The 24,317-nt window shown below is 72.7% G+C and carries 16 protein-coding genes; 8 read left to right on the forward strand and 8 right to left on the reverse strand.

All coding sequences use genetic code 11. From position 1 onward, the window contains the following. Nucleotides 1–47: 47 nt before the first annotated feature. Nucleotides 48–1,430 carry a glycine--tRNA ligase gene (locus tag ACZ67M_RS02695; RefSeq protein ID WP_122620202.1) on the forward strand — a complete coding sequence of 461 codons (1,383 nt, stop codon included), beginning with the start codon at nt 48–50 and terminating at the stop codon, nt 1,428–1,430. Between the two features lie 136 nt (nt 1,431–1,566). On the opposite strand, the gene ACZ67M_RS02700 is transcribed toward ACZ67M_RS02695, so the two are convergent. Together ACZ67M_RS02700 and ACZ67M_RS02705 are read right to left on the reverse strand one after the other, a co-directional pair. Beyond that, on the reverse strand, nt 1,567–2,643 hold the full coding sequence (locus ACZ67M_RS02700) for a chitinase (protein ID WP_469849293.1): 1,077 nt from the start codon (nt 2,641–2,643) through the stop codon (nt 1,567–1,569). Between the two features lie 98 nt (nt 2,644–2,741). Continuing rightward, nucleotides 2,742–4,172: an MFS transporter gene (locus ACZ67M_RS02705; RefSeq protein ID WP_469849295.1), complete on the reverse strand. Its 1,431-nt coding sequence runs from the start codon at nt 4,170–4,172 to the stop codon at nt 2,742–2,744. A gap of 110 nt (nt 4,173–4,282) precedes the next feature. Between ACZ67M_RS02705 and ACZ67M_RS02710 the strand changes: the two genes are divergently transcribed. The 3 genes from ACZ67M_RS02710 (at nt 4,283) to ACZ67M_RS02720 (ending at nt 10,434) form a co-directional block, all read left to right on the forward strand. Further along, nucleotides 4,283–5,179 (forward strand): MmyB family transcriptional regulator, encoded by an 897-nt coding sequence (locus tag ACZ67M_RS02710; RefSeq protein WP_469849729.1) that lies wholly within the window; start codon nt 4,283–4,285, stop codon nt 5,177–5,179. A gap of 101 nt (nt 5,180–5,280) precedes the next feature. Beyond that, nucleotides 5,281–6,060, forward strand: coding sequence for a histone H1-like repetitive region-containing protein (locus ACZ67M_RS02715; RefSeq protein ID WP_469849297.1), 780 nt, complete (start codon nt 5,281–5,283; stop codon nt 6,058–6,060). A gap of 9 nt (nt 6,061–6,069) precedes the next feature. Continuing rightward, complete coding sequence (locus ACZ67M_RS02720; protein WP_469849298.1) at nt 6,070–10,434, forward strand: HAD-IC family P-type ATPase; 4,365 nt, start codon at nt 6,070–6,072, stop codon at nt 10,432–10,434. Nucleotides 10,435–10,623: 189 nt separating this feature from the next. On the opposite strand, the gene ACZ67M_RS02725 is transcribed toward ACZ67M_RS02720, so the two are convergent. Continuing rightward, a complete protein-coding gene (locus tag ACZ67M_RS02725) occupies nt 10,624–12,069 on the reverse strand; it encodes an MFS transporter (protein WP_469849299.1) in 1,446 nt (481 codons plus the stop codon). Between the two features lie 107 nt (nt 12,070–12,176). Here ACZ67M_RS02725 and dusB point away from each other — a divergent pair, with 107 nt between their 5' ends. Continuing rightward, entirely contained in the window at nt 12,177–13,343 is a 1,167-nt protein-coding gene (dusB, locus tag ACZ67M_RS02730; protein WP_392100682.1) for a tRNA dihydrouridine synthase DusB, read from the forward strand. Here the strand turns inward: dusB and ACZ67M_RS02735 are convergent, their stop codons facing one another. Next, on the reverse strand, nt 13,344–15,236 hold the full coding sequence (locus tag ACZ67M_RS02735; RefSeq protein WP_469849302.1) for an alkaline phosphatase family protein: 1,893 nt from the start codon (nt 15,234–15,236) through the stop codon (nt 13,344–13,346). A gap of 480 nt (nt 15,237–15,716) precedes the next feature. On the opposite strand from ACZ67M_RS02735, the gene ppdK reads away from it, so the two are divergent. Together ppdK and ACZ67M_RS02745 are read left to right on the forward strand one after the other, a co-directional pair. Beyond that, nucleotides 15,717–18,446 (forward strand): pyruvate, phosphate dikinase, encoded by a 2,730-nt coding sequence (gene ppdK, locus ACZ67M_RS02740; protein WP_361354931.1) that lies wholly within the window; start codon nt 15,717–15,719, stop codon nt 18,444–18,446. 240 nt (nt 18,447–18,686) lie between these two features. Next, complete coding sequence (locus tag ACZ67M_RS02745) at nt 18,687–19,895, forward strand: acyltransferase family protein (RefSeq protein WP_392008622.1); 1,209 nt, start codon at nt 18,687–18,689, stop codon at nt 19,893–19,895. Nucleotides 19,896–19,926: 31 nt separating this feature from the next. Here ACZ67M_RS02745 and ACZ67M_RS02750 read toward each other — a convergent pair whose 3' ends face one another. Then, nucleotides 19,927–20,400: an LAETG motif-containing sortase-dependent surface protein gene (locus ACZ67M_RS02750; protein WP_469849304.1), complete on the reverse strand. Its 474-nt coding sequence runs from the start codon at nt 20,398–20,400 to the stop codon at nt 19,927–19,929. 214 nt (nt 20,401–20,614) lie between these two features. Here ACZ67M_RS02750 and ACZ67M_RS02755 point away from each other — a divergent pair, with 214 nt between their 5' ends. Beyond that, entirely contained in the window at nt 20,615–21,553 is a 939-nt protein-coding gene (locus tag ACZ67M_RS02755; RefSeq protein WP_392100676.1) for an oxidoreductase, read from the forward strand. Here ACZ67M_RS02755 and ACZ67M_RS02760 read toward each other — a convergent pair. The 3 genes from ACZ67M_RS02760 to ACZ67M_RS02770 form a co-directional block, all read right to left on the reverse strand. Continuing rightward, nucleotides 21,550–22,704, reverse strand: coding sequence for an alkaline phosphatase PhoX (locus ACZ67M_RS02760; RefSeq protein ID WP_392008631.1), 1,155 nt, complete (start codon nt 22,702–22,704; stop codon nt 21,550–21,552). The two genes, ACZ67M_RS02755 and ACZ67M_RS02760, sit on opposite strands and share 4 nt — an antisense overlap. A gap of 128 nt (nt 22,705–22,832) precedes the next feature. Next, a complete protein-coding gene (locus ACZ67M_RS02765) occupies nt 22,833–23,600 on the reverse strand; it encodes an SDR family NAD(P)-dependent oxidoreductase (protein ID WP_469849305.1) in 768 nt (255 codons plus the stop codon). A 93-nt stretch (nt 23,601–23,693) separates the two neighbouring features. After that, nucleotides 23,694–24,278 (reverse strand): TetR/AcrR family transcriptional regulator, encoded by a 585-nt coding sequence (locus tag ACZ67M_RS02770; RefSeq protein WP_385798510.1) that lies wholly within the window; start codon nt 24,276–24,278, stop codon nt 23,694–23,696. Nucleotides 24,279–24,317: the final 39 nt, after the last annotated feature.

Below are 24,317 nucleotides of genomic sequence, written 5' to 3' on the forward strand. Positions count from 1 at the left end.
TTCGCGCCGCACCAGTCAGTCACCGTCGTCGTAATGAAGAGAGCACCGTGGCCGCCGACAAGATCGACACCATCGTCAGCCTGAGCAAGCGCCGTGGCTTCGTATTCCCGTGCAGTGAGATCTACGGCGGTCAGCGCGCCGCCTGGGACTACGGTCCGCTCGGTGTCGAGCTCAAGGAGAACCTCAAGCGCCAGTGGTGGCGCTACATGGTCACCTCGCGCGAGGACGTCGTCGGTCTCGACTCCTCCGTGATCCTGGCCCCCGAGGTCTGGGTGGCCTCCGGTCACGTCGCCACCTTCACGGACCCGCTGACCGAGTGCACCTCCTGCCACAAGCGGTTCCGCGCGGACCACCTGGAGGAGGCCTACGAGGAGAAGAAGGGCAAGGCTCCCGAGAACGGCCTGGCCGACCTCAACTGCCCCAACTGCGGCAACAAGGGCACCTTCACCGAGCCCAAGCAGTTCTCCGGCCTGCTCTCCACCCACCTCGGCCCGACCCAGGACAGCGGCTCCGTCGCCTACCTGCGGCCCGAGACGGCCCAGGGCATCTTCACCAACTTCGCCCAGGTGCAGACCACCTCGCGCCGCAAGCCGCCGTTCGGCATCGCCCAGATGGGCAAGTCCTTCCGCAACGAGATCACGCCCGGCAACTTCATCTTCCGGACCCGCGAGTTCGAGCAGATGGAGATGGAGTTCTTCGTCAAGCCGGGCGAGGACGAGAAGTGGCAGGAGTACTGGATGGAGCAGCGCTGGAACTGGTACACGGGCCTGGGTCTCCGCGAGGAGAACATGCGCTGGTACGAGCACCCGGCCGAGAAGCTCTCCCACTACTCCAAGCGCACCGCCGACATCGAGTACCGGTTCTCCTTCGGCGGCAGCGAGTGGGGCGAGCTTGAGGGTGTCGCCAACCGCACCGACTACGACCTCTCCTCGCACTCCAAGGCCTCCGGCCAGGACCTCTCCTACTTCGACCAGGAGGCCGGCGAGCGCTGGACGCCGTACGTCATCGAGCCGGCGGCCGGTGTCGGCCGGGCGATGCTCGCCTTCCTGCTCGACGCGTACATCGAGGACGAGGCGCCGAACGCCAAGGGCAAGCTGGAGAAGCGCACGGTGCTGCGGCTCGACCCGCGGCTGTCCCCGGTGAAGGTCGCCGTGCTGCCGCTGTCCCGCAACCCCGAGCTGTCGCCCAAGGCGAAGGGGCTCGCGCAGGCGCTGCGGCAGAACTGGAACATCGAGTTCGACGACGCGGGCGCGATCGGTCGCCGGTATCGGCGTCAGGACGAGATCGGGACGCCGTTCTGTGTGACGGTGGACTTCGACACGCTGGACGACAACGCGGTGACCGTGCGGGAGCGGGACACCATGAAGCAGGAGCGTGTGTCGCTGGACCAGATCGAGGGATACCTCGCTTCGAGGCTCGTCGGCTGCTGACCGCCGGTCGGCGTTGCCGTACCAGGGGGCTCTGCCCCCTGGACCCCCGGCCTGTGCCCACCCCCACCCGACTCGGTCGGGAGGGGGTGGGCGTTCCGGTTTCGGGGGCCCGGGGTCCCGGTTCGGGCTTCCCGGCTCAGCGGCCCTGCAGGGACTTCACGTTGTCGCCGAAGGTCCAGTTCTTCGAGCCGTCCCAGTTGAGGGACCACGTCATCAGGCCCTTGAGGGCGCCGTTGTAGTGGTTCCAGGCCTGGGACACCAGGGACGGGGACATGTGGCCGCCGCCCGCGCCGGGTTGCGCGGGCAGGCCCGGGACCTGCTTGTCGTAGGGCACCCGGATCGTCGTGCCCTGGATCACCAGGCCCTTGTCCAGGCAGTCGGTCTGCTTGGTGAAGCCCTGGACCGTGCCGGCCGAGTAGGAGTCGCCGGAGCAGCCGTACATGCTGCCGTTGTAGTACTGCATGTTCAGCCACCACAGGCGGCCGTTGTCCGCGTACTTCTTGATGACGGGCAGGTACGCGCCCCAGATGGAGCCGTAGGTGACGCTGCCGCCCGTGACGTAGGCGGTCTCCGGGGCCATCGTGAGGCCGAAGTTCGCGGGCATGCGGGCGAGCACGCCGTCGATGATGCGGATCAGGTTGGCCTGGGACGTGGAGAGTTGGCCGATGCTGCCGCTGCCGGTCAGGCCGGTCTCGATGTCGATGTCGATGCCGTCGAAGTTGTACTTCTTCAGGATCGGCACGATCGTGTCGACGAAACGGTCGGCGACGGCGGTGGAGTTGAGGTCGATGCCGGCCGTCGCGCCGCCGATGGAGAGCAGGATCGTCTGCCCCGACGCCTTGGCGGCGCACATCTCCGCGGGCGTCGCCACCTTCACGCCCGTGTCCATGCCGTCCTCCCACAGGGCCGTTCCGTCGGCGCGGATGACCGGGAATGCCGCGTTCAGCACGTTGTAGCCGTGGGCGCCGATGCGCGAGTCGGTGATGGGCGTCCAGCCGAAGGGCGGGTGCACGCCGTTGGCGGCGCCGTCCCAGTTCTCCCAGTAGCCCTGGAGGACCTTGCCGGCGGGCTTGGACTTCACGGCGCAGGTGTCGGGTGCGGGTGCGGGTGCGGGCGCGGCGGACGCGGTGGTGGCCCCCAGCGGGGCCAGGACGGTGGCCGCCAGCGCGGCGGCCAGTAGACGGATCCTGCGGCGGACCTTGGGGCGGATCATGCCGGGCCTCCCGGTGGGGGGTGCGGTGAGGTGTCGTAGGCATGACAGTGGTGTGGTCCAGACCTTTCGTCAAGAGGTCTGGACCAAGAAGGCGGGGCTCAGTCGATCGTCCGCGGCAGGCGCAGGCTCAGCAGGCCGGTCAGTACCACCGTCGCCAGCTGTACCAGGAGGGTGATCACCAGCGCGTGGCCCATGCCCGCGCCCGGGACCAGGGAGAGGAACAGCGTGCCCAGCGTGGCCACGCCCAGGGCCAGCGCCGACTGCTGGGCCGTGATCATGACGCCGCTGCCCACGCCCGCGCGCTCGGGCGGTACCTCCGACAGGACGATCCGGAAGACCACCGGGAGCTGGAGCGCCTGGCCCGCCCCGGCGACCGCAGCGCCCGGGAGGAGTTCGACCAGGCCGAGGTCCGGCCAGGAACGCCACGCTGCGAGCGTCATCAGCGCCAGGCCCACCCCTTGCAGGGCGGCGCCGGCCGTCACCACGCGGGTGCCGTAGCGGGCGACCAGCCGGGGGCCGGCGAGGGAGCACAGGAAGAACGTCACCGCCAGCGGCGCCAGGGTCAGCCCCGCGGCCACCGGGCCCAGGCCCGCGCCCTGCTGCAACGCCACCGCGATGACGAACATGAAGCCGCTGAAGCCGATCGAGAACGGCACGAGCAGCAGCAGCCCGCGCCGCAGGGGGACGATCGAGAACAGGCTCGGCGGGACCAGCGGTGTCCGGCCCGACCGGTCGGCCCCGCGCTCCACCGCGTAGAAGGCCCACGCGAGGAGCGGGAACGCGGCGAGCGACAGCCATGTCCACAGCGGCCACCCGGCCGCCCGGCCCTCGGTGAGAGGTACCAGCAGGGCCAGCAGCGACGCCGCCAGCAGCAGGGTGCCCGCGACGTCCACCGGCTCCGGGCGCGCGGAGCGGGTCTCCGGGACCGCGCGGACGGCCAGGAACAGGCCGACGAGGACGACCGGAACGTTCACCAGGAAGACGGAGCGCCAGCCGGTGCCGCCGATGTCCGCGGCGACCAGCACGCCGCCCAGGATCTGCCCTGCCACCATCGACAGGCCGGCCGTGGCACCGTACAGGCCCATGGCCCGCGCGCGCCGGGGGCCGGAGGTGGTCGCCTGGATGGTGGCCAGCACCTGCGGCAGCATCGCGGCCGACGCGGCGCCCTGCGCCACCCGGGCCGCTACCAGCGTCCAGGCGTCCGGGGCCAGCCCGCAGGCCAGCGAGGTCAGTCCGAAGGCCGCCATGCCGCCCAGGAACAGCCGTCGTCGGCCGAACAGGTCGCCCAGGCGACCGCCGAGGACCAGCAGGACGGCGTACGCCACCCCGTACCCGGCGACGACGAGTTCCAGGACCGCCTCGCCCGCGGACAGGTCCGCGCCGATGGTGGGCAGGGCGACGTTGACGATGAAGAAGTCGATCAACGGGAGTGCCGCGGCCAGCAGCACCGTGAAGAGTCCGAGGCCGCCGAGCGCGGAGGGAGCCGGCACGGTCGCACGGACGGGACGGGAAGTGATGGTTTCGGTCACGTGGACGAGCCTGCGACCCTTTCCAGGGTGGTACCAGAGTCTCCTTGTCCTGGTAGAAGGAGTACCTGGCAACAGGGTCCGGACCGCGGCACGCTGGAGGAATGACAACGATGACGGCCCAGGAGACGGCACCGGGGGCCCGGCCCGGGCACACGGGCTCGGAGGTCCGGCGGCACGAACTCGCCGCCTTCCTGCGCAGCCGCCGCGAACGCATCGCCCCCGAGCAGGTCGGACTGGACCGCGGACGCCGCCGCCGGACACCGGGGCTGCGGCGCGAGGAGGTCGCCCAGCTCTCGGCCGTCGGCGTCACCTGGTACACCTGGCTGGAGCAGGCCCGCGACATCCAGGTCTCCGTGCAGGTCCTCGACGCCCTCGCCCGCGCCCTGCTGCTCGACCCCTCCGAGCGCGCCCACCTCTTCCAGCTGGCGGGAGCCGTCGACCCGACGCCCGCGACGGTCTGCCCGGCCGTCACCCCGGCGCTGCGCGCCCTGCTGGAGCAGTTCGAGCCCTTTCCGGCGTGCGTGCAGAACAGCCGCTACGACATCCTCGCCTACAACCGCACGTACGGGCTGCTGCTGTGCGACCTGGACGCGGTGCCGCCCGAGGACCGCAACTGCATGATCCTCTCCTTCACCCACGAGCCGTGGCGGTCCTCGATCGTCCACCTGGAGGAGACCCAGCGGCTGATGGCCGCCCGCTTCCGCGCCGCGATGGCCGGTCATCTCGGCGAACCGGCCTGGAAGATGCTGCTGAAGCGACTGCGGACGCAGTCACCGGACTTCGGCGAGGTGTGGGACCGGCACGAGGTACTCGCCCACCGCGGCAAGCGCAAGGAGTTCCTCAACCGGTACGTCGGGCGTCTCCGTCTCGACCACACGGACCTGTGGCTGGGGCCCGGGGCCGGACCCCGGATGGTGACGTACGCGCCTGCCGACGAGGAATCCCGGGAGCGGCTGGAGAGGCTGCACGCGATCGCCCTGGAGCGTGCCGCGGCACCGGCGGGGTGACGCCGTCGGGGTGACGCCCGAGGTGCGGGAACGCGGAGTTGTGCGGAAGGTGATGTTCCCAGGGGTTTCCCACCGCACGGACAGGGCGAGGACGAACAGTCATGGCTGAGCAGAAGTCGGCGCAGACACTCCCGCGGCCGTTGCACGCGGCCGCTTCCGCGGTACAGAAGGTGCCGGGCGCCACGACGGTCGGCAGGGCCGCCGAGGGCGCGCTGGAACGGATCGGCGCGGTGTCGCCGCGCGGGCGGCGCGTGATCGTGTACACCGGTGCGGGGGTGCTGGGCGTCGCCGGGCTGGTGGAGTGGCCGGTGGCGCTCACCGGAGCGGCGGTGGCCTGGCTGACGCAGTCAAGGCGGCGGAACGGGAACGGGGCCGCCGGGCGGAGCACTGGTCGTACCGGTGCTGCCGAGACCGCCAGGAAGCGCGCCGCCGCCAGGAAGAGCACCGCCAGGACCGCGGCGGCGAAGTCGACCGCCTCGGCGTCGCCCGCGGCGAAGTCGACCGCTGCGAAGAAGACGGCGGCGAAGAAGACCGCCGCGACGAAGACCGCCGCGAAGAAGGCCACGGCCCAGTCCGCCGCCACGAAGTCGGCCGCGGCGAAGAAGGCGACCGCGGCGACGAAGAAGGCGACCGCGGCGACGAAGAGGGCGACCGCGGCGAAGAAGGCGACGGCGAAGAAGACCACGGCGAAGAAGACGACCGCGACGAAGACCACCGCCAAGAAGACCGCAGCCAGGAAAGCCCCCGCGAAGAAGACCGCGTCACCCGCACGGAGCAGGAGCCGCTCGGCGAAGAAGGCGTCGTCCAGCCGTCCCCCCGCCTCGGGTTCGGCCGGCGGCCGCAAGACGGCCGCCGCCTCGCGCACCCGCCGGACGAGCTGACTCACGGCCATGGTCGGCGCACTTCTGACGCGGTCCCAGGACGCCGTCACCGGACTCGTACTGGCCGGCCCCCGGCTGCTCGCCCGCTCCACCGCACCCGCCGTCGGCGCCGCCGCCGGCGCGGTCGCGGGCACCGCGCGGGCCGGTGTGCGAGGCGCCGACTTCGCCGCCCGCGCGGCCCGGGTCGCCCGGTCCGCGCTGCCCGGCGGCACCCGGGACTGGCGGGCCGGACCCCGGGCCCACCTCGCCCTCGCACCGGCCGAGTCCGACGAGGTGCGCCTGGCGGGCGGCACGGAACACGTCGCGCGGAGGGTGGCCGCGGAGGTGGCCGAACACCCCGACGTGCTGGTCGCCTACTGGGACACCGGGCTCGCCAGGCTGGTGGTGACCGCGACCGAGGAGGAGCTGACCGACTCCGTCGTGGACCACGTCACCGAACTCGCCGAGCGGCACGGACTCACCCGGACGGACCGACGGGACCGGCAGGACGCCGGCGACATGGTGGACGAACTGGCCCACCCCGGCGACCCGGCCTCGGTGCGCGTCGCCGCGACCGCCCTCGGCGCCGACCTCCTCGGCATCGCCGCCGCCGTGACCGGCGCGCGCCTGCGGCTGCCGCCCTCGCCGCGCCTGATCACCGCCGTGGCGACACTGCTGCGCGAGAACCCGGCCTTCCGCGCCTGGCTGCGCGAGCGGATGGGTGACCACCGCATGGACGTGACGCTGGCCGCCGCCAACGCCGCCGTGCACGGCGCCGGGCAGAGCCCCACCTCGCTGGTCCTCGACGGAGCCCTGCGCGCCTGCCAGTTGACGGAGGCGGTGGCCCGGACGGCGGCCTTCGAGGTGGTGCACGACCAGCTCTGCGCCCCCGGCCGCGGCAGCCTGCCCGCCGACCTCACCCTGCGCCCGGCGCCGCGCACCTCCCCGGCCCAGGACTACGCCGCCCACGCCTCCGCCGGCAGCGTCGCGGGCGCCGCGGCGACGCTGCTGGTCAAGCACGACGTGGCCGAGGCGGCCGAGGCCGTGCTGGCCGGCTCGCCCAAGGCCGCTCGGTACGGCCCCGCCGCCTTCCACGCGGTACTGAGCGCGGCCCTGTCCCGTACCGGTGTGCTCGTGCGCGACCCCGGACGGCTGCGGCAGCTGGAGATGGCCCGCACGGTCGTGCTGCACCCGAGCGCGCTGCGGCTGCCGGACGACGGCGCCGACCCGTGGACCGAGGACGTGCTGGACGCCGCCCGGCGGGCCGGCCTGCGCGTGGTGATGGTCCAGGACCCGGCGCTGGCCGACTTCACCGGCCTCGCGGACCAGGTCGTCGACGCGCGGCGCCCACTCGCGGAGGTCGTGGCCGGACTGCGCCCCGAGGGCGGCGTCGTCACGGTCGTACGCCCGCGGCCCGAGGACGACGATTCGGTGCTGGCCGGGCTGCTCGGCGGGGACGTGGCGGTCGCCCTGGCCGACGCGGACTCCCCGGTGGCGTGGGGCGCCGACGTGATCGCTCCGCAGGGGCTCGCCGACGTGTGGCGGCTGCTGCGGGCGGTGCCCGCGGCCCGTGCCGTCGGGCGGCGCTCGCAGACGCTGGCCCGGTCCGGCGCCGCGCTGTCCGGGCTGCTGGTGGCGGTCGGCGAGGCGCGCGGCCGGCGCCGGGGCAGGCCGAGCTTCATCGCGCTGTCCGGGCTGCGGCACGCGCCGGTCGACGCGAGCGCGGCGGCGGCCCTGCTGTCCGGGACGCGTGCCGCGGTCGGCGTGGCGATGGCCCGCGCCCCGCATCCCCGGGCCCGGGTGGCGTGGCACGCGCTGGACCTGGACGCCGTACGGGAGCGTCTGGACCGGGAGGGCGAGCCCGCCGCGACCGTCGTCGAGCAGGCCGCGGCCCGGCTGCGCGCGGTCGCCGACCGGGCGGGCCGGGTGCCGGTGCTGGCCCCGGCGTTCTGGTCGTGGGAGCTGGCCCGGGCGGTCCGCGGGGAGCTGGACGATCCGCTCACTCCGGTGCTCGCGGTCGGCTCGGCGGCCTCCGCGATCCTCGGCTCGGTCGTGGACGCCCTGCTCGTGGTCGGGGCGCTCGACCTGAACGCGCTGGTCGGCGGGTTCCAGCGGCTGCGCGCCGAGCGGGCGCTGTCGGGGCTGCTGGCCGAGCAGACGCAGAAGGCCCGGGTCACCGAGGAGCCCGCACGGGAGGGCGGGCCGCCGCGCATCATGGACGCGTCCCGGCTGCACCCGGGGTACGTGATCGAACTGAAGACGGACGACGTCGTCCCGGCCGACGCCCGGCTGCTGTGGGAGGACGGTCTGGAGGTGGACGAGTCCGCGCTGACCGGTGAGTCGCTGCCGGTGGGCAAGAGCGTGGACCCGGCGCCCAGGGCCCCGGTGGCCGAGCGGTACTGCATGGTCTTCGAGGGCACGACCGTGGTGGCCGGCCGTGCGCGGGCCGTCGTCGTGGACATCGGCGACCACACCGAGGCGGCGCGGGCGGTGGCGCTCGCCGCCCGGACGCCTGCCGCGGCCGGGGTGCAGGCCAGGCTCCAGGAACTGACCCGCAAGGCGCTGCCGCTCACCCTGGCGGGCGGGGCCGCGGTCACCGGTCTGTCGCTGCTGCGCGGGGCGCCGGTCCGGCAGGCCGTCGCCGGCGGGGTGTCGGTCGCGGTGGCCGCCGTGCCCGAGGGGCTGCCCCTGGTGGCGACGGTGGCGCAGCTCGCGGCGGCCCGGCGGCTGAGCCGTCGCGGGGTCCTCGTGCGCACCCCGCGCACGCTGGAGGCGCTGGGCCGGATGGACACCATCTGCTTCGACAAGACCGGCACGCTCACCGAGAACAGGCTGCGGCTGACGCGCGTCGCGGGCGCCGACGGCACGGTCCGCAGGGTGGGCGACCCGGAGGCGGCCGACGCCGTACGGACCGCCGCGCGCGCCGTCCCCCGGCTGAACGGCGACGGGGCCCGGCCCACCCACGCCACCGACGAGGCGGTCCTGGACGCGGCGGGCGACGACCCGGGGTGGACGCAGGTGGAGGGCCTGCCCTTCGAGACCTCGCGCGGTTACGCCGCCGCCGTCGGACGGGACCGGGCCGGCGGCCTTGAGACGCTGGTGGTCAAGGGCGCACCGGAGACGGTCCTGCCGGCCTGCGCGGACCTTCCCTCGCACGCCCAGGACGTGGCCCAGGCCCTGGCCCGCGACGGACTGCGCATCATCGCGGTGGCCTCCCGCCCCCTGCGCCGGGGCGAGAAGGCGGCCGACGTCCTCGAACAGCAGCCGGCCAAGCTGGAGTTCACCGGGCTGCTCGCGCTGGCCGACGTGCCCCGCGAGACGTCCCCGGCGCTGGTGCGCGGGCTGCGCGAGGCGGGCGTACGGCCCGTGGTGCTGACCGGCGATCATCCGCAGACCGCCCACGCCATCGCCGTCGACCTTGGCTGGCCCGAGGACGCGGTCGTGGTCACCGGCGACGAACTCGCCGCCGCCGACCGTACGGCGCGCTCCCGGATGCTGCGCGACGCGGACGTCGTGGCCCGGGTGGCGCCGGAGCAGAAGCTCCAGGTCGTCGAGTCGCTGCGGGACGCCGGGCGGGTCGTCGGCATGGTCGGCGACGGCGCCAACGACGCGGCCGCCATCCGCGCGGCCGACATCGGCGTCGGCATCAGCGCCCGCGGCTCGGCCGCCGCCCGCAACGCCGCCGACCTGGTGGTGACCGGCGACGACCTGCTGGTGCTGGTGGAGGCGGTCCGGGAGGGGCGGGCGCTGTGGCACAGCGTCGCCGACGCCATCGCGATCCTGATCGGCGGCAACGCGGGCGAGGTCGGCTTCGGCATCCTCGGCACGGTGCTGAGCGGCTCCTCGCCGCTGTCGACCCGTCAGATGCTGCTGGTGAACCTCTTCACCGACCTGTTCCCGGCGATGGCGGTCGCGGTGACGCGCACGGGGGATCCCGAGCAGGAGGCCGCCGACGCGGGCGCGCCGCTGGGCACGGCGGTGCTGGGCGAGCCCCTGCTGCGGCAGATCCGGCACCGGGCGCTGACCACGGCGCTCGGGGCGACCGCGGCCTGGCTCTTCGGCCGCTTCACGCCGGGCACGGACCGCCGCTCGACGACGATGGCCCTGTGCGCGGTGGTCGGCACCCAGCTCGCCCAGACCCTCGCCGACCGCCGCGACAGCCGCCTGGTCCAGGTCACGTCCCTGGGCTCGGCCGCCGCCCTGGTCGCCCTCGTCCAGACCCCGGGCGTGAGCCGCCTCTTCGGCTGCACCCCGCTGGGCCCGGTGGCGTGGTCGGGCGTGGCGGCGGCCATCGTCCTGGCCCTGGCGGGCCAGCGGGCGCTGCCGGAGGTGGAGGAGGCGGTCCTGAAGTACTGGCCGATGGTGGCGGAGCGGCTGCCGAAGCCGCTGCGCTGAGGCGGGGGCGTGTGCGGAGGGGGGTACGTCGTCGTCTGCGGGTGGGTGGGGGCTGGTCGCGCAGTTCCCCGCGCCCCTTTGGGGCGTGTGGTGGGGGCGGGGTTGAGGGGTGCTGTTGGGCCTTGGGTATGTCGCCGTCCGCGGGTGGGTGGGGGCTGGTCGCGCAGTTCCCCGCGCCCCCTTGGGGCGTCAGGCCTTCGCCCGGGCTGCCTCCCGGGCCTCGGGTGACCTGAGTCGCTCGGCGGTTCGTTCCGCCGTGCGGCGGGCCCAGGGGCCGCTGGTGAGGGCGCCCAGGACGAGGACCGCGAGGCCGCAGGCGGCCAGGATCCACCAGCCGGGGCGGGCGGCGGAGACGAAGGCGTCCCGGTACGAGGAGGCTCCCACGCCCGCCGCGAGGACCGCGCCGACCACCGCCACGCCCAGCGTCTGGCCCAGCTGGCGGCTGGTGGAGGCGACGGCGGCGGCCACGCCGGCCTGGGCGCGGGGCATGCCGGAGACGGCCGTGTTGGTGATGGGGGCGTTGACGAAGCCGAAGCCGATGCCGAACAGGACGTAGCCGATGAAGAGGGTGACGTCGGAGGTCTCGGCCTCGAAGGCGGCGAACAGCGCCCCGCTCACGGTCAGCGCCCCGCCCGCGATCAGCAGCGGCAGCCGCGGCCCCCGGCTGCCGACCAGCCGTCCGGACAGCGGGGCGCACAGGAAGGTGGGGAGGGCCATCGGCAGCATCCACAGCCCGGCCTCCAGCGCGCTCAGCCCGCGCACGTTCTGGAGGTACAGCGTGGACAGGAACAGGAAGCCGCCCAGCGCCGCGAACGCGCTGACCGCGATGACGGTGGCGCCGCTGAACGGAGCCGACCGGAAGAAGCGCAGCTCGATCAGCGGCTCGGCCCGGCGCGGCTCGTGCAGCAGCAGGCCGGCCAGCGCGACGACGGCGAGCACCGCGAACGGCAGCACCGCCGTGAACCCGGCGTTCGGCGCCTCGATGATCGCGTACGTCAGCGAGCCGAACAGCACGATCACCAGCAGCTGGCCCAGCGGGTCGGGCCGGCGGGCCTTCGGCGCCCGGGACTCGGGGACGAAGCGCAGGGTGAGCAGCAGCGCCGCGAGGCCCACCGGGAGGTTGACCCAGAAGATCGAGCGCCAGCCGACCGACTCCACCAGCACCCCGCCCACCAGCGGACCGGCGGCCATGGAGATGCCCACCACCGCACCCCACACCCCGATCGCGCGGGCGCGCTCGCGGGGGTCGGTGAAGGTGTTGGTGATGATCGACATGGCGACCGGGTTGAGCATCGAACCGCCCACCGCCTGGATCATCCGGAAGACGACCAGCGAGGACAGGTCGGGCGCCAGGGAGCACAGCAGCGAGCCGATGGTGAAGACCACGAGCCCGGTCATGAAGACCCGCTTGCGGCCGATCCGGTCGGCGGTGGACCCGGCCAGCATCAGCAGCGCGGCCAGCACGAGCGTGTACGCGTCGACCGCCCACTGGAGCCCGGAGGTGCTCGCGTGCAGATCGCGCTGTACGGCGGGCAGGGCGACGTTGAGGATCGTGTTGTCGATGCTCACGATCAGCAGGCTCATGCAGCAGATGGCGAGCACGAGCATGCGTCGGCGGTGGGTGAGCTCCGGCATGACCGCCATCGTACGCCCGTTTCGATAGTGCGGCTAACTAATGACCAATACATGATCTCCGGCCCGGGGCCCGCCGAGCACTGCCCCGCGTACGTGACAATGGAGGAATGTCCACGCTCACCACGCCCGCCCCCGGAACCACCGTCCCGCCGCTGCGGGTCGGCCCGCACACCGTCGCGCCGCCCGTCGTGCTGGCCCCGATGGCCGGCATCACCAACGCGCCCTTCCGCACCCTGTGCAGGGAGTTCAGCGGTGGCAAGGGCCTGTTCGTGAGCGAGATGATCACCACCCGGGCGCTGGTCGAGCGCAACGAGAAGACCATGCAGCTGATCCACTTCGACGCGACCGAGACGCCCCGCTCGATCCAGCTGTACGGCGTGGACCCGGTGACCGTCGGCAAGGCCGTCCGCATGATCGCGGAGGAGGGCCTCGCCGACCACATCGACCTGAACTTCGGCTGCCCCGTGCCCAAGGTGACCCGCAAGGGCGGCGGCTCGGCCCTCCCGTACAAGCGCAACCTGCTGCGCGCCATCGTCCGCGAGGCCGTCACGGGCGCCGGCGACCTGCCCGTCACCATGAAGATGCGCAAGGGCATCGACGACGACCACCTCACCTTCCTCGACGCCGGCCGCATCGCCGTCGAGGAGGGCGTGAGCGCCATCGCCCTGCACGGCCGCACCACCGCCCAGCACTACGGCGGCACCGCCGACTGGGACGCCATCGCCCGCCTCAAGGAGCACGTCCCGGAGATCCCGGTGCTCGGCAACGGCGACATCTGGTGCGCCGAGGACGCGCTGCGGATGGTGCGCGAGACCGGCTGCGACGGCGTGGTCGTCGGGCGCGGCTGCCTGGGCCGGCCGTGGCTCTTCGCCGACCTGGTCGCCGCCTTCGAGGGCCGCACCGACTCCTTCGCCCGGCCCACCCTGCGCGAGGTCGCCGATGTCATGGTCCGGCACGCCACGCTGCTGGGGGAGTGGATCGGCGAGGAGGCGCGCGGCGTCATCGACTTCCGCAAGCACGTCGCCTGGTACCTCAAGGGCTTCGCGGTCGGCTCCGAGATGCGCAAGCGCCTCGCGATCACCTCTTCCCTGGAGGCGCTGCGCGCGGGCCTCGACGAACTCGACCTGGACCAGCCCTGGCCCGACGGCGCCGACGGCCCGCGCGGCCGCACCTCCGGCAACAACCGGGTGGTCCTCCCGGACGGCTGGCTGAAGGACCCGTACGACTGCGCGGGCGTCGGCGAGGACGCGGAGCTGGACACCTCCGGCGGCTGATCAGCCCGTGGTCGGGTGCGGGGTGGAGCCGTACGCCGTCAGGAAGCGGTCGCGGAAGGAACTCATCCGCCACACCGGCGCGTCCTCGGCGGGCTTCAGCCCCTCCGTCCAGTTCCAGTCGTCGATGGCGTCGAGCACCTTCGGGTCCTTGGCGACGACCGAGACCGGCACGTCCCGGCTCGCCCCGTTCCCGCTGACCCGGGCGAGCGGCTGGTGGTCGCCGAGGAAGACGAGGACGGTGTCGTCGGTGCCGTACCGCTCCAGCCACTGGGTGAGGCTGGTGACCGAGTACTCGATCGACTTGCCGTACTCCTCCTTGGAGCGGGTGGAGTCGGCGATGATGTCCGGCGCCTTCACCCCCGACGCCTCGATGCCGTCGTAGACCGATCCGTCGCCGACCTCGTCCCAGCCGACCATCCGCGGGATCGGCGCCCACGGCTGGTGGCTGGAGGTCAGGATGATCTCGGCCATCAGCGGCTTGTCCCGCTCCCTGCCGTGCTCCAGGCGCTGGAACGCCTCCAGCGCGTACTGGTCCGGCATGGTGGACCAACTGAACTTCGGCCCCCGGTACCCCACGTCGAACGCGTCGTAGACCTTGTCGAGGCCGTACCACTGCGACTCCGGCCACGCCTTCTGCACGCCCGGCATCACACCGACCGTGTCCCAGTCGCCGGTCTTCTGGAACGCCTTGGTGAGGGTGAGGTGGTCGCCCGCGGTGACGGTGCGGTACCGCTGCTGGTTGTCCACCCACAGCCCGGACAGGAACGTGGAGTGGCCGAGCCAGCTGCTGCCGCCGTACGTCGCCGACGTCAGCCAGCCGCTCTTCGCCCGGAAGCCCTTCTCGGCCAGCGCCTTCGTGCCCGCGTCCAGGGTCCGGTCGACGCCGGGCGCCATCACCGGGTCCTCGATGGCGCTGCGGCCGTAGCTCTCGATGAACGTGAAGATCATGTCCTTGCCGCGCAGGCCGGGCACCAGCTGCGCGCCGGGCGTGGCCCCGAACCGGTCCGCCTTCGCCTCCTTCGCGAACGCCGCCTCGTCGCGCAGCGTGTCCACCACCCGGTGGGCCTGCGCCTCCAGCGCCCCGGAGGCGCTCCGGGTGGCCACCGGCACGCCGAAGGTCTGCACGCCCAGCGCCACGCAGGTCATCCACACGGTGGCCGCCATCAGCGCGCCCCGGGCCGCCCGCTCCCGGTGCGCGGCGAGCAGTTCCCCGAGCCGGACCGCCGCCAGGGCCATCACCACCAGCAGCAGCACGACGAGCAGCACCGCGCCCGCGGCCGCCCAGGCCGCCGCCGCCCCGCCCATCGAGTCCGCCACGTACGACTGGGCGTCGTCCAGCAGCCCCCAGTCGAGGACCACGTTGAAGCCCCGCCCCAGGTACTCGGTGAAGCCCATGTCGAGCAGGTTCAGCACGGTCAGCACGCCCAGGCCGACGCCGAAGAGCGCCGCCGCCACCAGCCGTGCGGCGCGCGGCAGGCAGAGCAGCAGCACCGCCGCGATGACCGCCTCCGCCGGGATCCGCGCGAACCGGCTGGGCTCCAGCGCGACGAAGGTGTTCGGCAGCAGCAGGGCCCCGAGCACCAGCACGGCGGCGAGGACGGTCGTCGTGCGGCGCAGGACGAGGGCGGCGCGCGGGTGACGGGTGCGCCAGGCCCGCCAGTGGGCGAGGCGGGACGCGCGGGCGGCGGGTTCGAGCCCGGCGGGCTCCGCGTCGGCGGCGGGCTCGGTGCCGGCAGGGGCTTCGATGGCCTCCCCGGGATCGTCGGGCTCGACCACGTCGGGCTCGTGGGGTTCGTCCGGTTCTCGCCGCTCGCGCGGCTCGTCCGGCGTGTCCTCCTCGTGCGGCTCACCGGCCTGGGTCGGTGGCTGACGAAAGCGCGCGAAGACAGGCACCCGGAGGTCCTTCCGTACGAATCCCGGTGGACGGCGGGCCCGGCGAGGGGGCCGGACCCGCCGCAGTGACGTACGTCCGCGGCGGGCGGTCCGTTCAGCCGTCCGCATGGTGAAAAACCGCGGCCTGTGGCAGCGTGATTCTCGCCACCTCTGATAGCGGTGGCGCTCAGATGAGCGGATCTTGAGCGACTCCACTTCTCCAAGGTGTGGCACTCGGTGCCACGTCTTGATCGTTCATCGATCGAACTCAAACGTAGCGAATGCCGCTCGTTTGAGCGCTCAGCGAGATGTGAGGCGGTTTATTCGTTCAAGAAGTGAAAACATAACCGGTCGGTCGCTTGCCAAGCCTTGACTTTCGATCCGCTGGCGGACGGGTGGTTACAGGCGTATGACGCACAAGTGGACGTACCCAGGGGCCTTTGATCTGGGTAGATTCCTCGCCGTCAGGGCAGCCACCGCGTCCTCGAGGAGTCGAGACCCGTGTCGGAAAACAAAGAACCTCAGGTAACGAACGCGACCAAGTTCGTTTACGACTTCACCGAGGGCAACAAGGACCTCAAGGACCTCCTCGGTGGCAAGGGCGCGAACCTCGCCGAGATGACCAACCTGGGCCTTCCGGTCCCTCCCGGCTTCACGATCACCACCGAGGCCTGCAAGACCTACCTCGACAGCGGCGAGGAGCCGGCGGCACTGCGTGACGAGGTGAGTGCGCACCTCGACGCCCTCGAGCAGAAGATGGGCAAGAAGCTCGGCCAGGCGGACGACCCGCTCCTCGTGTCGGTCCGCTCCGGAGCCAAGTTCTCCATGCCCGGCATGATGGACACGGTCCTGAACATCGGCCTCTCCGACAAGTCGGTGCAGGGCCTGGCCAAGCAGGCCGGCGACGACCGCTTCGCCTGGGACTCCTACCGCCGCCTGATCCAGATGTTCGGCAAGACCGTCCTCGGCGTCGACGGCGACCTCTTCGAGGAGGCGCTGGAGGCGGCCAAGGCGGCCAAGAAGGTCGCGGTCGACACCGAGCTGGAGGCCGCGGACCTCAAGAAGCTCGTCACCAAGTTCAAGAAGATCGTCAAGACCGAGGCGGGCCGGGACTTCCCGCAGGACCCGCGCGAGCAGATGGACCTCGCCATCAAGGCCGTCTTCGACTCCTGGAACGGCGAGCGCGCCAAGCTCTACCGCCGCCAGGAGCGCATCCCGCACGACCTGGGCACCGCGGTCAACGTCTGCTCCATGGTCTTCGGCAACCTCGGCCCCGACTCCGGCACCGGCGTCGCCTTCACCCGCGACCCCGCCTCCGGCCACCAGGGCGTCTACGGCGACTACCTCCAGAACGCGCAGGGCGAGGACGTCGTCGCGGGCATCCGCAACACCGTCGCCCTCGCCGAGCTGGAGTCGATCGACAAGAAGTCGTACGACGAGCTGATGCGCATCATGGAGACGCTGGAGAACCACTACCTGGACCTCTGCGACATCGAGTTCACCATCGAGCGCGGCCAGCTGTGGATGCTCCAGACCCGTGTCGGCAAGCGCACGGCGGGCGCGGCCTTCCGCATCGCCACCCAGCTCGTCGACCAGGGCCTGATCGACGAGGCCGAGGCCCTCCAGCGCGTCAACGGCGCCCAGCTCGCGCAGCTGATGTTCCCGCGCTTCGACGAGGACGCCAAGGTCGAGAAGGTCGGCCGGGGCATCGCCGCCTCGCCGGGCGCGGCGGTCGGCAAGGCGGTCTTCGACTCGTACACCGCCGTCAAGTGGTCCCGCTCGGGCGAGAAGGTCATCCTGGTGCGCCGCGAGACCAACCCCGACGACCTGGACGGCATGATCGCCGCCGAGGGCATCCTGACCTCGCGCGGCGGCAAGACCTCCCACGCGGCCGTGGTCGCGCGCGGCATGGGCAAGACCTGTGTCTGCGGCGCCGAGGAGCTGGAGGTCGACACCAAGCGCCGCCGGATGACCGTGCCCGGCGGGCACGTAGTCGAGGAGGGCGACGTCATCTCCATCGACGGCTCCTCCGGCAAGGTCTACCTGGGCGAGGTCCCGGTCGTGCCCTCCCCGGTCGTGGAGTACTTCGAGGGCCGCATGCACGCGGGCGCCGAGGACGCCGACGAGCTGGTCGAGGCCGTGCACCGGATCATGGCCTTCGCCGACCGCAAGCGCCGGCTGCGGGTGCGCGCCAACGCCGACAACGCCGAGGACGCGCTGCGCGCCCGCCGCTTCGGCGCCCAGGGCATCGGCCTGTGCCGCACCGAGCACATGTTCCTCGGCGACCGGCGCGAGCTGGTGGAGCGGCTGATCCTGGCCGACACCGAGGCCGTGCGCGAGGAGTCCCTGAAGGAGCTGCTGCCGCTCCAGAAGCAGGACTTCGTCCAGCTCTTCGAGTCGATGGACGGCCTCCCGGTCACCGTCCGCCTCCTGGACCCGCCGCTGCACGAGTTCCTGCCCGACATCACCGAGCTGTCGGTCCGCGTGGCGCTCGCCGAGTCCCGGCAGGAGCCGCACGAGAACGAACTGCGCCTCCTCCAGGCCGTGCACCGCCTGCACGAGCAGAACCCGATGCTGGGCCTGCGCGGCGTCCGCCTCGGCCTGGTCATCCCCGGCCTGTTCACCATGCAGGTCCGGGCGATCGCCGAGGCCGCGGCCGAGCGCAAGGCGGCCAAGGGCGACCCGCGCGCCGAGATCATGATCCCGCTGGTCGGCACGGTGCAGGAGCTGGAGATCGTCCGCGACGAGGCCGACCAGGTCATCGCCGAGGTCGAGGCGGCCACCGGCACGAAGCTCAAGCTGTCCATCGGCACGATGATCGAGCTGCCGCGCGCCGCGCTGACCGCCGGTCAGATCGCCGAGGCCGCCCAGTTCTTCTCCTTCGGCACCAACGACCTGACCCAGACCGTGTGGGGCTTCAGCCGCGACGACGTCGAGGCCAGCTTCTTCACGGCCTACCTGGAGAAGGGCATCTTCGGCGTCTCCCCGTTCGAGACCATCGACAAGGACGGCGTCGGCTCCCTGGTCGCCGCCGCCGCGAAGGCCGGCCGCGCCACCCGCCCCGACCTGAAGCTCGGCGTCTGCGGCGAGCACGGCGGCGACCCGGAGTCGGTCCACTTCTTCCACGAGGTGGGTCTGGACTACGTCTCCTGCTCGCCGTTCCGGATCCCGGTGGCCCGCCTCGAGGCCGGCCGCGCGGCGTCGCGCTCGAAGGGCAGCGACCACCGGTAGCCGACCCGGACGAAGACCCCGGAGCCGCCGTCTGTCACCCGACCACCCTCACCGATCGGCGGCGGCTCCGGCCCACGGGAGAAGGCGGCACCCTGTGCGGGGGTGCCGCCTCTCCGCGTTCACCCGGTGTTTGTGACGCGTTCCATGGTGTGAATCCCTGTGAGTTGAGCAGGGGCAAGCTGTCAGCGAAGTTTGAGATCCCCGGCAGCGGACAGCGGCCCACACCGGAACGGTGGTTGGATGACCTCGACGGATCACAGGGAACCGGCCGGCACGACCGCCACGTACGGCGGTGGGGGTGAGACCGCCTCCGGAGTACCGGGACCCAGGACCGCCGCCGAGGCGAGAGTGCCCGAGGCCGGTCCACCCGTCCGCAGGGACCGGCTCGCCGCGCTGGACGGACTGCGGTTCCTGGCCGCCCTGGCCGTGGTCTTCTTCCACTTCGTCGGCCAGGCGCCGTCCACCATGCAGACCATCTGGGACCGCCCCGTCGAGGACGTGTTCCCCGTGGCGCACGGCTACTTCGCCTTCGGCCGGCTCGGGGTCGAGCTGTTCTTCCTGATCAGCGGCTTCGTCATCTGCATGAGCGCGTGGGGCCGCACCCCGCGTGACTTCTTCATCTCCCGGGTCACCCGGCTGTACCCGATGTACTGGGCGGCCGTCGCGATCACCGCCTGCGTGATCTTCTTCGCCGACAACCCGTTCGGGCACCCGTCACCGCGCGTGCTCTTCGCCAACCTGACGATGCTCCAGACCCCGCTCGGGGTGGAGCACCTCGACTCGGTCTACTGGACGCTCTGGCCGGAGATGTGCTTCTACCTCACCTTCGCGGTCGTGGTGTGGAAGGGCCTGACCTACCAGCGCGTGGTGATCTACTGCGGGCTCTGGACGGTCGCCGCCGTGCTGGCACCCAGTGCCGACATCCGGTTGCTGACGCTGCTGGTCAACCCGCCCTCCGCGCCGTACTTCATCGCGGGCATGGCCTTCTACCTCATGTACCGCTACCGGCCGACGCCGCTGCTCTGGGGCATCGTCGCCATGTCGTGGCTGGTGGCGCTGCACTACCTGCTGACACCCGACGGGGGCCGCCTGAACTGGGACTCCTGGTCGCCGTGGCGCGGCTGGCTGGTCCTGGTCATCACGGTCTTCTTCCTGCTGATCGCCGCGGTCGCGCTCGGCTGGACCCGGTGGATCCGCTGGCGCGGGCTGACCGTCGCGGGCACGCTGACCTTCCCGCTCTACCTGCTGCACGACGCCATCGGCGTGAACGTCCTGCACCGCTTCGGCGACCGGGCCCACCCGTGGGTCGTGGTCACCGTCACCGTCGTCGCCCTGGTCGCGCTGTCGTACGTCGTGCAGCGGTTCGTGGAGCGCCCGGTGGCCCGGGCCGCGCGGCGCTGGCTGAGCAGCGCCGCCTTCAGTCTGAAGACGCCGGAGCCCCGCCGCTGAACGGGCGGGGGCTCCGGCTCCGGTACGGGGGTCAGGCGGCGCCGTTGCCGCGCCGCTTGCCGACGGCCAGCAGCAGTCCGCCGCCGGCCAGCACGACGATCGCGCCGCCCGCCGCGATGTAGGGCGTGCTGTCGTCGCCGCCGGTCTCGGCGAGGTCGGTGCCCTGCTGGCCGGCGGCCCGGTCGCCACCGGAGTCCTTGCCGCTGCCGCTGCCGGTGCCCGCGTCGTCGTCGGTCGCCTTCTCGCCGGAGCCGCCGGAGCCACCCGAGTCGTCGGCGGGCTCGAAGCCGGCGGGCGGCTTGTCGCAGCCGACGCCGTCCTTGTCGCGGTCGAGGTGCGCGCCGTAGTGCGGGTCGCCCTCCTTGATGTTGGAGTACCCGTTGTCGTACGCCTCGGTGCAGTTCTTGAACGGGTGGCTGCCGTCGTGCGCCTGGGCGGCGGCCGGCAGGGCGGCCAGGGCCAGCGCGGCGACGGCCACGGCGGCGGGCTTGCGGAGCAGGTTCATCGGGAGTCCCAGGATGGTGTGGATGAGGATTCGTGCGGATGAGGAATGGTGTGGATGAGCGGATATGAGGTGACGAAGCTATTGAGATACCGGAGATGTGGTGGCGATATGAAGGACTCGTGACGCGAACGTGACGTGACCGGACGGTAGCTCTCCGTTCCGGGCCGCGGGGCGCGTACGGTGAGACGGGTCCGGAGCAGGGAAGGAGCCGCTGATGACCGGCTGGAACACGGGCGACATCCCCGGCCTGGACGGGCGGGTCGCCGTCGTCACCGGAGCCAACAGCGGCCTCGGCTACGTGGTCGCCCGGGAACTGGCGCGCAAGGGGGCGCGCGTGGTGCTCGCCTGCCGCAGCGAGGAGCGGGGGAGCGCGGCCGTGGAGCGCCTGCTCGCGGAGGTGCCGGAGGCCGCGGTGGAGCCGGGGCGGCTGGACCTCGGGGACCTGGCGGGCATCCGCGAGTTCGCGTACGGGCTGCCGTACGAGCGGCTCGACCTGCTCGTCAACAACGCCGGGGTGATGGCGCTGCCGCACGGGACGACGACGGACGGCTTCGAGACCCAGTTCGGCGTCAACCACCTCGGCCACTTCGCCCTCACCGGGCTGCTGCTGCCCACCCTGCTCGCCACCCCGGGCGCGCGGGTCGTGACCGTCTCCAGCTTCCTGCACGCGCTGGGCAACGTCGATCCGCGCGACCTGAACAGCGTGCGGCGGTACGGGCGTTGGACCGCCTACGGCCGCTCGAAATCGGCCAACCTGCTCTTCACCCACGAACTGGCCCGCCGCCTCGCGGCCCACGACGACGCCTGGGACGTGCGCGCGGTCGCCGCCCACCCGGGATACGCGCGCACCAACCTGATGACCGCGGGACCGCGCGCCGAGGGGCGCCGGGTGGCGGCCCGGCTGATGGGGCTGGCCGCCCGGGTCGTCGCCCAGCCCGCGGAGGCGGGCGCGCTGCCCGTCCTGTACGCGGCGACCGCGCCCGGTGTCCCGTCCGACTCCTTCACCGGCCCGTCCTTCGCGATGTGGCGCGGGGCGCCCGCACCGTCCCGGCGGGCGCCCTGGACCCTCGACGACGCGATGGGGGAGCGGCTGTGGGCCGCCTCCGAGCGGCTGACGGGGGTCACCTACGAGGCACTGAGGGGCCTGGACTAGCTGCGGAACGGCCCGCGCACCTCGTAGGTGATCCCACCGGACGAACTCCCGCTCGTGCCCCGCTGGCTGGAGAAGTACAGCCGGGAGCCGTCGGGGGAGAAGGCCGGCCCGGTGATCTCCGAGCCGGACTGCCCGTCGATGCGCAGGAAGGGGGCGACGACGTCGTTCGGCGTGATCACGCAGATCTCCATGTTGCCGCCGTCCTCCGCGACGAACAGGTCGCCGGAGGAGCTGCCGGTGACGTTGTCGACGCCGGTCAGCGGGGCCCCGCCGGACGTCACCAGGGAGTCGTCGTAGGCCAGTTCGACGGTCTGCGCGGCCGCGTCGTACTGCCAGACGCGGTTGTCGCCCTTGGTGGTGAACCAGCAGGTGTCGTCCGCGTAGTAGCAGCCCTCGCCGCCGTTGAAGCGCTTGGCGCCGGAGACCTGGTTGCGGGTCGCGGTGGCACCGGAGGGGTCGGGGACCCGCGCCCAGGTCACCGGTCCGCTGGTGGCCGAGCCCGCCACCAGCACCTCCAGCGTGCCGGAGGACAGGTCGCCCCAGGTGGTCGGGCGGAAGCGGTAGAAGCAGCCGTCGGTGACGTCCTCCGTCAGGTACACCACCTTGCGGACCGGGTCGGCCGCCGCCGCCTCGTGCTTGAAGCGGCCCATGGCGTCCCGCCGCACCGCCGCCTTCACGCCCCACGGGTCGGTCTCGTAGACGTAGCCGCGGTCCACCTCCTCGCAGGACAGCCAGGTGTTCCACGGCGTCCGGCCGCCCGCGCAGTTCTGGCGGGTGCCGGAGAGCACGCGGTACGCCGAGGTGACGGCGCCCGTGGCGGAGAACCGCACCGCGCTCGCGCCGCCGGAGGGGTTGACCTCCGAGTTGGAGACGTAGATCCAGCCGGAGCCGTCCGGGTAGCAGGCGCCGCCGTCCGGTGCGCTGTGCCAGGTGTACGAGGTGCCCGCGACTTTCTGGCCGGAACGGGCGATCACCCTGCTCGTGAAGCCGGCGGGCAGGCGGAGGCCGTTGGCGTCGGGTGAGCCGAGCGCCCCGTACGGTCCGCTGCCGGGCTGTGCGGGGGCGGCGTACGCGGCACCGCGCCACAGGGTTCCGCCGAGGACGGCCGAGCCGCCGACGACGGCCGTGCGCAGGAGGGTACGACGATCCACTGCTGCCTCCGGGTGTCATGGCCTCTCCCGCCGCCGGACGGCGACGGGAGCGTGCGGTCACGGACCCTAGGGCGGCCTGATTGACGGGCCATGGACAACTCATGACGTGCGGGCGGCACGCGGGCGGCTCAGGCCGTCTGGCCGCCGTCCACCACCAGGTCCGTGCCCACCACCGACGCGGCGTCGTCCGACGCCAGGTACAGCACGGCCGCCGCGACCTCCGCCACCGACGAGACCCGGCCGAGCGGTGTCTCGCCCCGCATGCGCTCGGCCCGGCCCTCCACCGTCTCCCCGGGGCGCAGGGACATCGAGGTCGCCGTGGCGCCGGGGCTGACGGCGTTGATGCGGACGCCGTCCGCGATGTGGTCGATGGCGGCGCCCCGGGTCAGTGCCGAGACGGCCGCCTTCGTGGCGGCGTAGGCCGTGGCGCCGGGGCTGCGCTTGTGCGCGCCGAAGGTGGAGGCGATGTTCACGATCGCCCCGCCGCGCGGCTGGGCGCGCATCTGCCGCACCTCGGCCGCGAGGGCGAGGAAGACGCCGGTGACGTTGATGTCGAGCTGCGCGTGCCAGTCCGCCTCGGCCAGGTCGGCCAGCGGGACTCCGCCGCGGAAGACGCCGGCGTTGTTGACCGCCACGTCCAGGGAGCCGAAGTGCTCGACGGCGGCGTCCACGACGGCGCGTACGTCGTCGGGGCGGGAGACGTCGGCGGCGACGGCCAGCGCCTTGCCGCCCGCCGCCTCGATCAGGGCCACCGTCTCGTCGAGCGGTTCCCGCCCGCGTCCGGCGACGACGACGTTCGCGCCCTCGGCGGCGAGGGCGACGGCGACGGCCCGGCCGATGCCCGAGCCCGCGCCGGTGACGAGGGCGGTCCTGTCGGTGAAGCGCTGGGTGGTCATGAATCTCCCCTTTTTCTTGACCGTTCGGTTCAGTATGAAGGCGTGAGCGAGCGTGCGATGGCCCCTTCGCGGAGAAGGTGCTCTCGCGGGGTATCAGTCGAGCAGTGCGAGCGCCTGTTCCGCCGCGTCCCGCAGCCTGGCCGGGTCCGCCGTCGCCTTCCCCACCACCCGCATCCCCTGGAGCAGCACCAGCAGCATGCGGGCGAGGGTGAGCGGATCGCGGCCGGCGGGCAGTTCGCCCTGGGCTGCGGCCCGGGTCAGCGTCGCGTGCAGCACGGTCTCCAGCTGGTCCCAGTTGCGCTCGACCCGCCGCGCGGCGACCGGGTCGTGCGGGGCCAGCTCGGCGGCGGTGTTGGTGACGAAGCAGCCGCGCAGGCGCAGTTCGTCGGCGGTCGCCTCGGCGGCGTAGCGTCGCACCAGGGACCGGACGCCCGGCAGGGCGGCGCCCGGCCGGGACAGGTCCGCCAGCAGATCCGGCAGCAGCCCCTCCTCGTACCGCGCCAGCGCCTTCAGGTACAGCTCGTGCTTGTTGCCGAAGGTCGCGTAGATGCTGGCGCGTCCGACGCCGAGACGCTCCACGAGGTCGGACATCGACGTCCCCTCGTAGCCGCGCTCCCAGAACAGCTCCAGGGCTGCCCGCAGCGCGGCGTCCGGATCGAACTCCTTGGTCCTGGCCACACGTCGCAGCTTAGATGTTTGTGGAACGGACGGTCAAGA

It is taken from the genome of Streptomyces sp. NPDC107500 (assembly GCF_055582785.1).

Bases quoted from the DNA above. Each gene is read 5' to 3' on its own strand.
- ACZ67M_RS02715 (WP_469849297.1), top strand. From the start codon at position 5,281: ATGGCTGAGCAGAAGTCGGCGCAGACACTCCCGCGGCCGTTGCACGCG.
- ACZ67M_RS02765 (WP_469849305.1), bottom strand. From the start codon at position 23,600: ATGACCACCCAGCGCTTCACCGACAGGACCGCCCTCGTCACCGGCGCG.
- dusB (WP_392100682.1), top strand. From the start codon at position 12,177: ATGTCCACGCTCACCACGCCCGCCCCCGGAACCACCGTCCCGCCGCTG.
- ACZ67M_RS02700 (WP_469849293.1), bottom strand. From the start codon at position 2,643: ATGATCCGCCCCAAGGTCCGCCGCAGGATCCGTCTACTGGCCGCCGCG.
- ACZ67M_RS02720 (WP_469849298.1), top strand. From the start codon at position 6,070: ATGGTCGGCGCACTTCTGACGCGGTCCCAGGACGCCGTCACCGGACTC.
- ACZ67M_RS02750 (WP_469849304.1), bottom strand. From the start codon at position 20,400: ATGAACCTGCTCCGCAAGCCCGCCGCCGTGGCCGTCGCCGCGCTGGCC.
- ACZ67M_RS02755 (WP_392100676.1), top strand. From the start codon at position 20,615: ATGACCGGCTGGAACACGGGCGACATCCCCGGCCTGGACGGGCGGGTC.
- ACZ67M_RS02725 (WP_469849299.1), bottom strand. From the start codon at position 12,069: ATGCCGGAGCTCACCCACCGCCGACGCATGCTCGTGCTCGCCATCTGC.
- ACZ67M_RS02710 (WP_469849729.1), top strand. From the start codon at position 4,283: ATGACGGCCCAGGAGACGGCACCGGGGGCCCGGCCCGGGCACACGGGC.
- ACZ67M_RS02745 (WP_392008622.1), top strand. From the start codon at position 18,687: ATGACCTCGACGGATCACAGGGAACCGGCCGGCACGACCGCCACGTAC.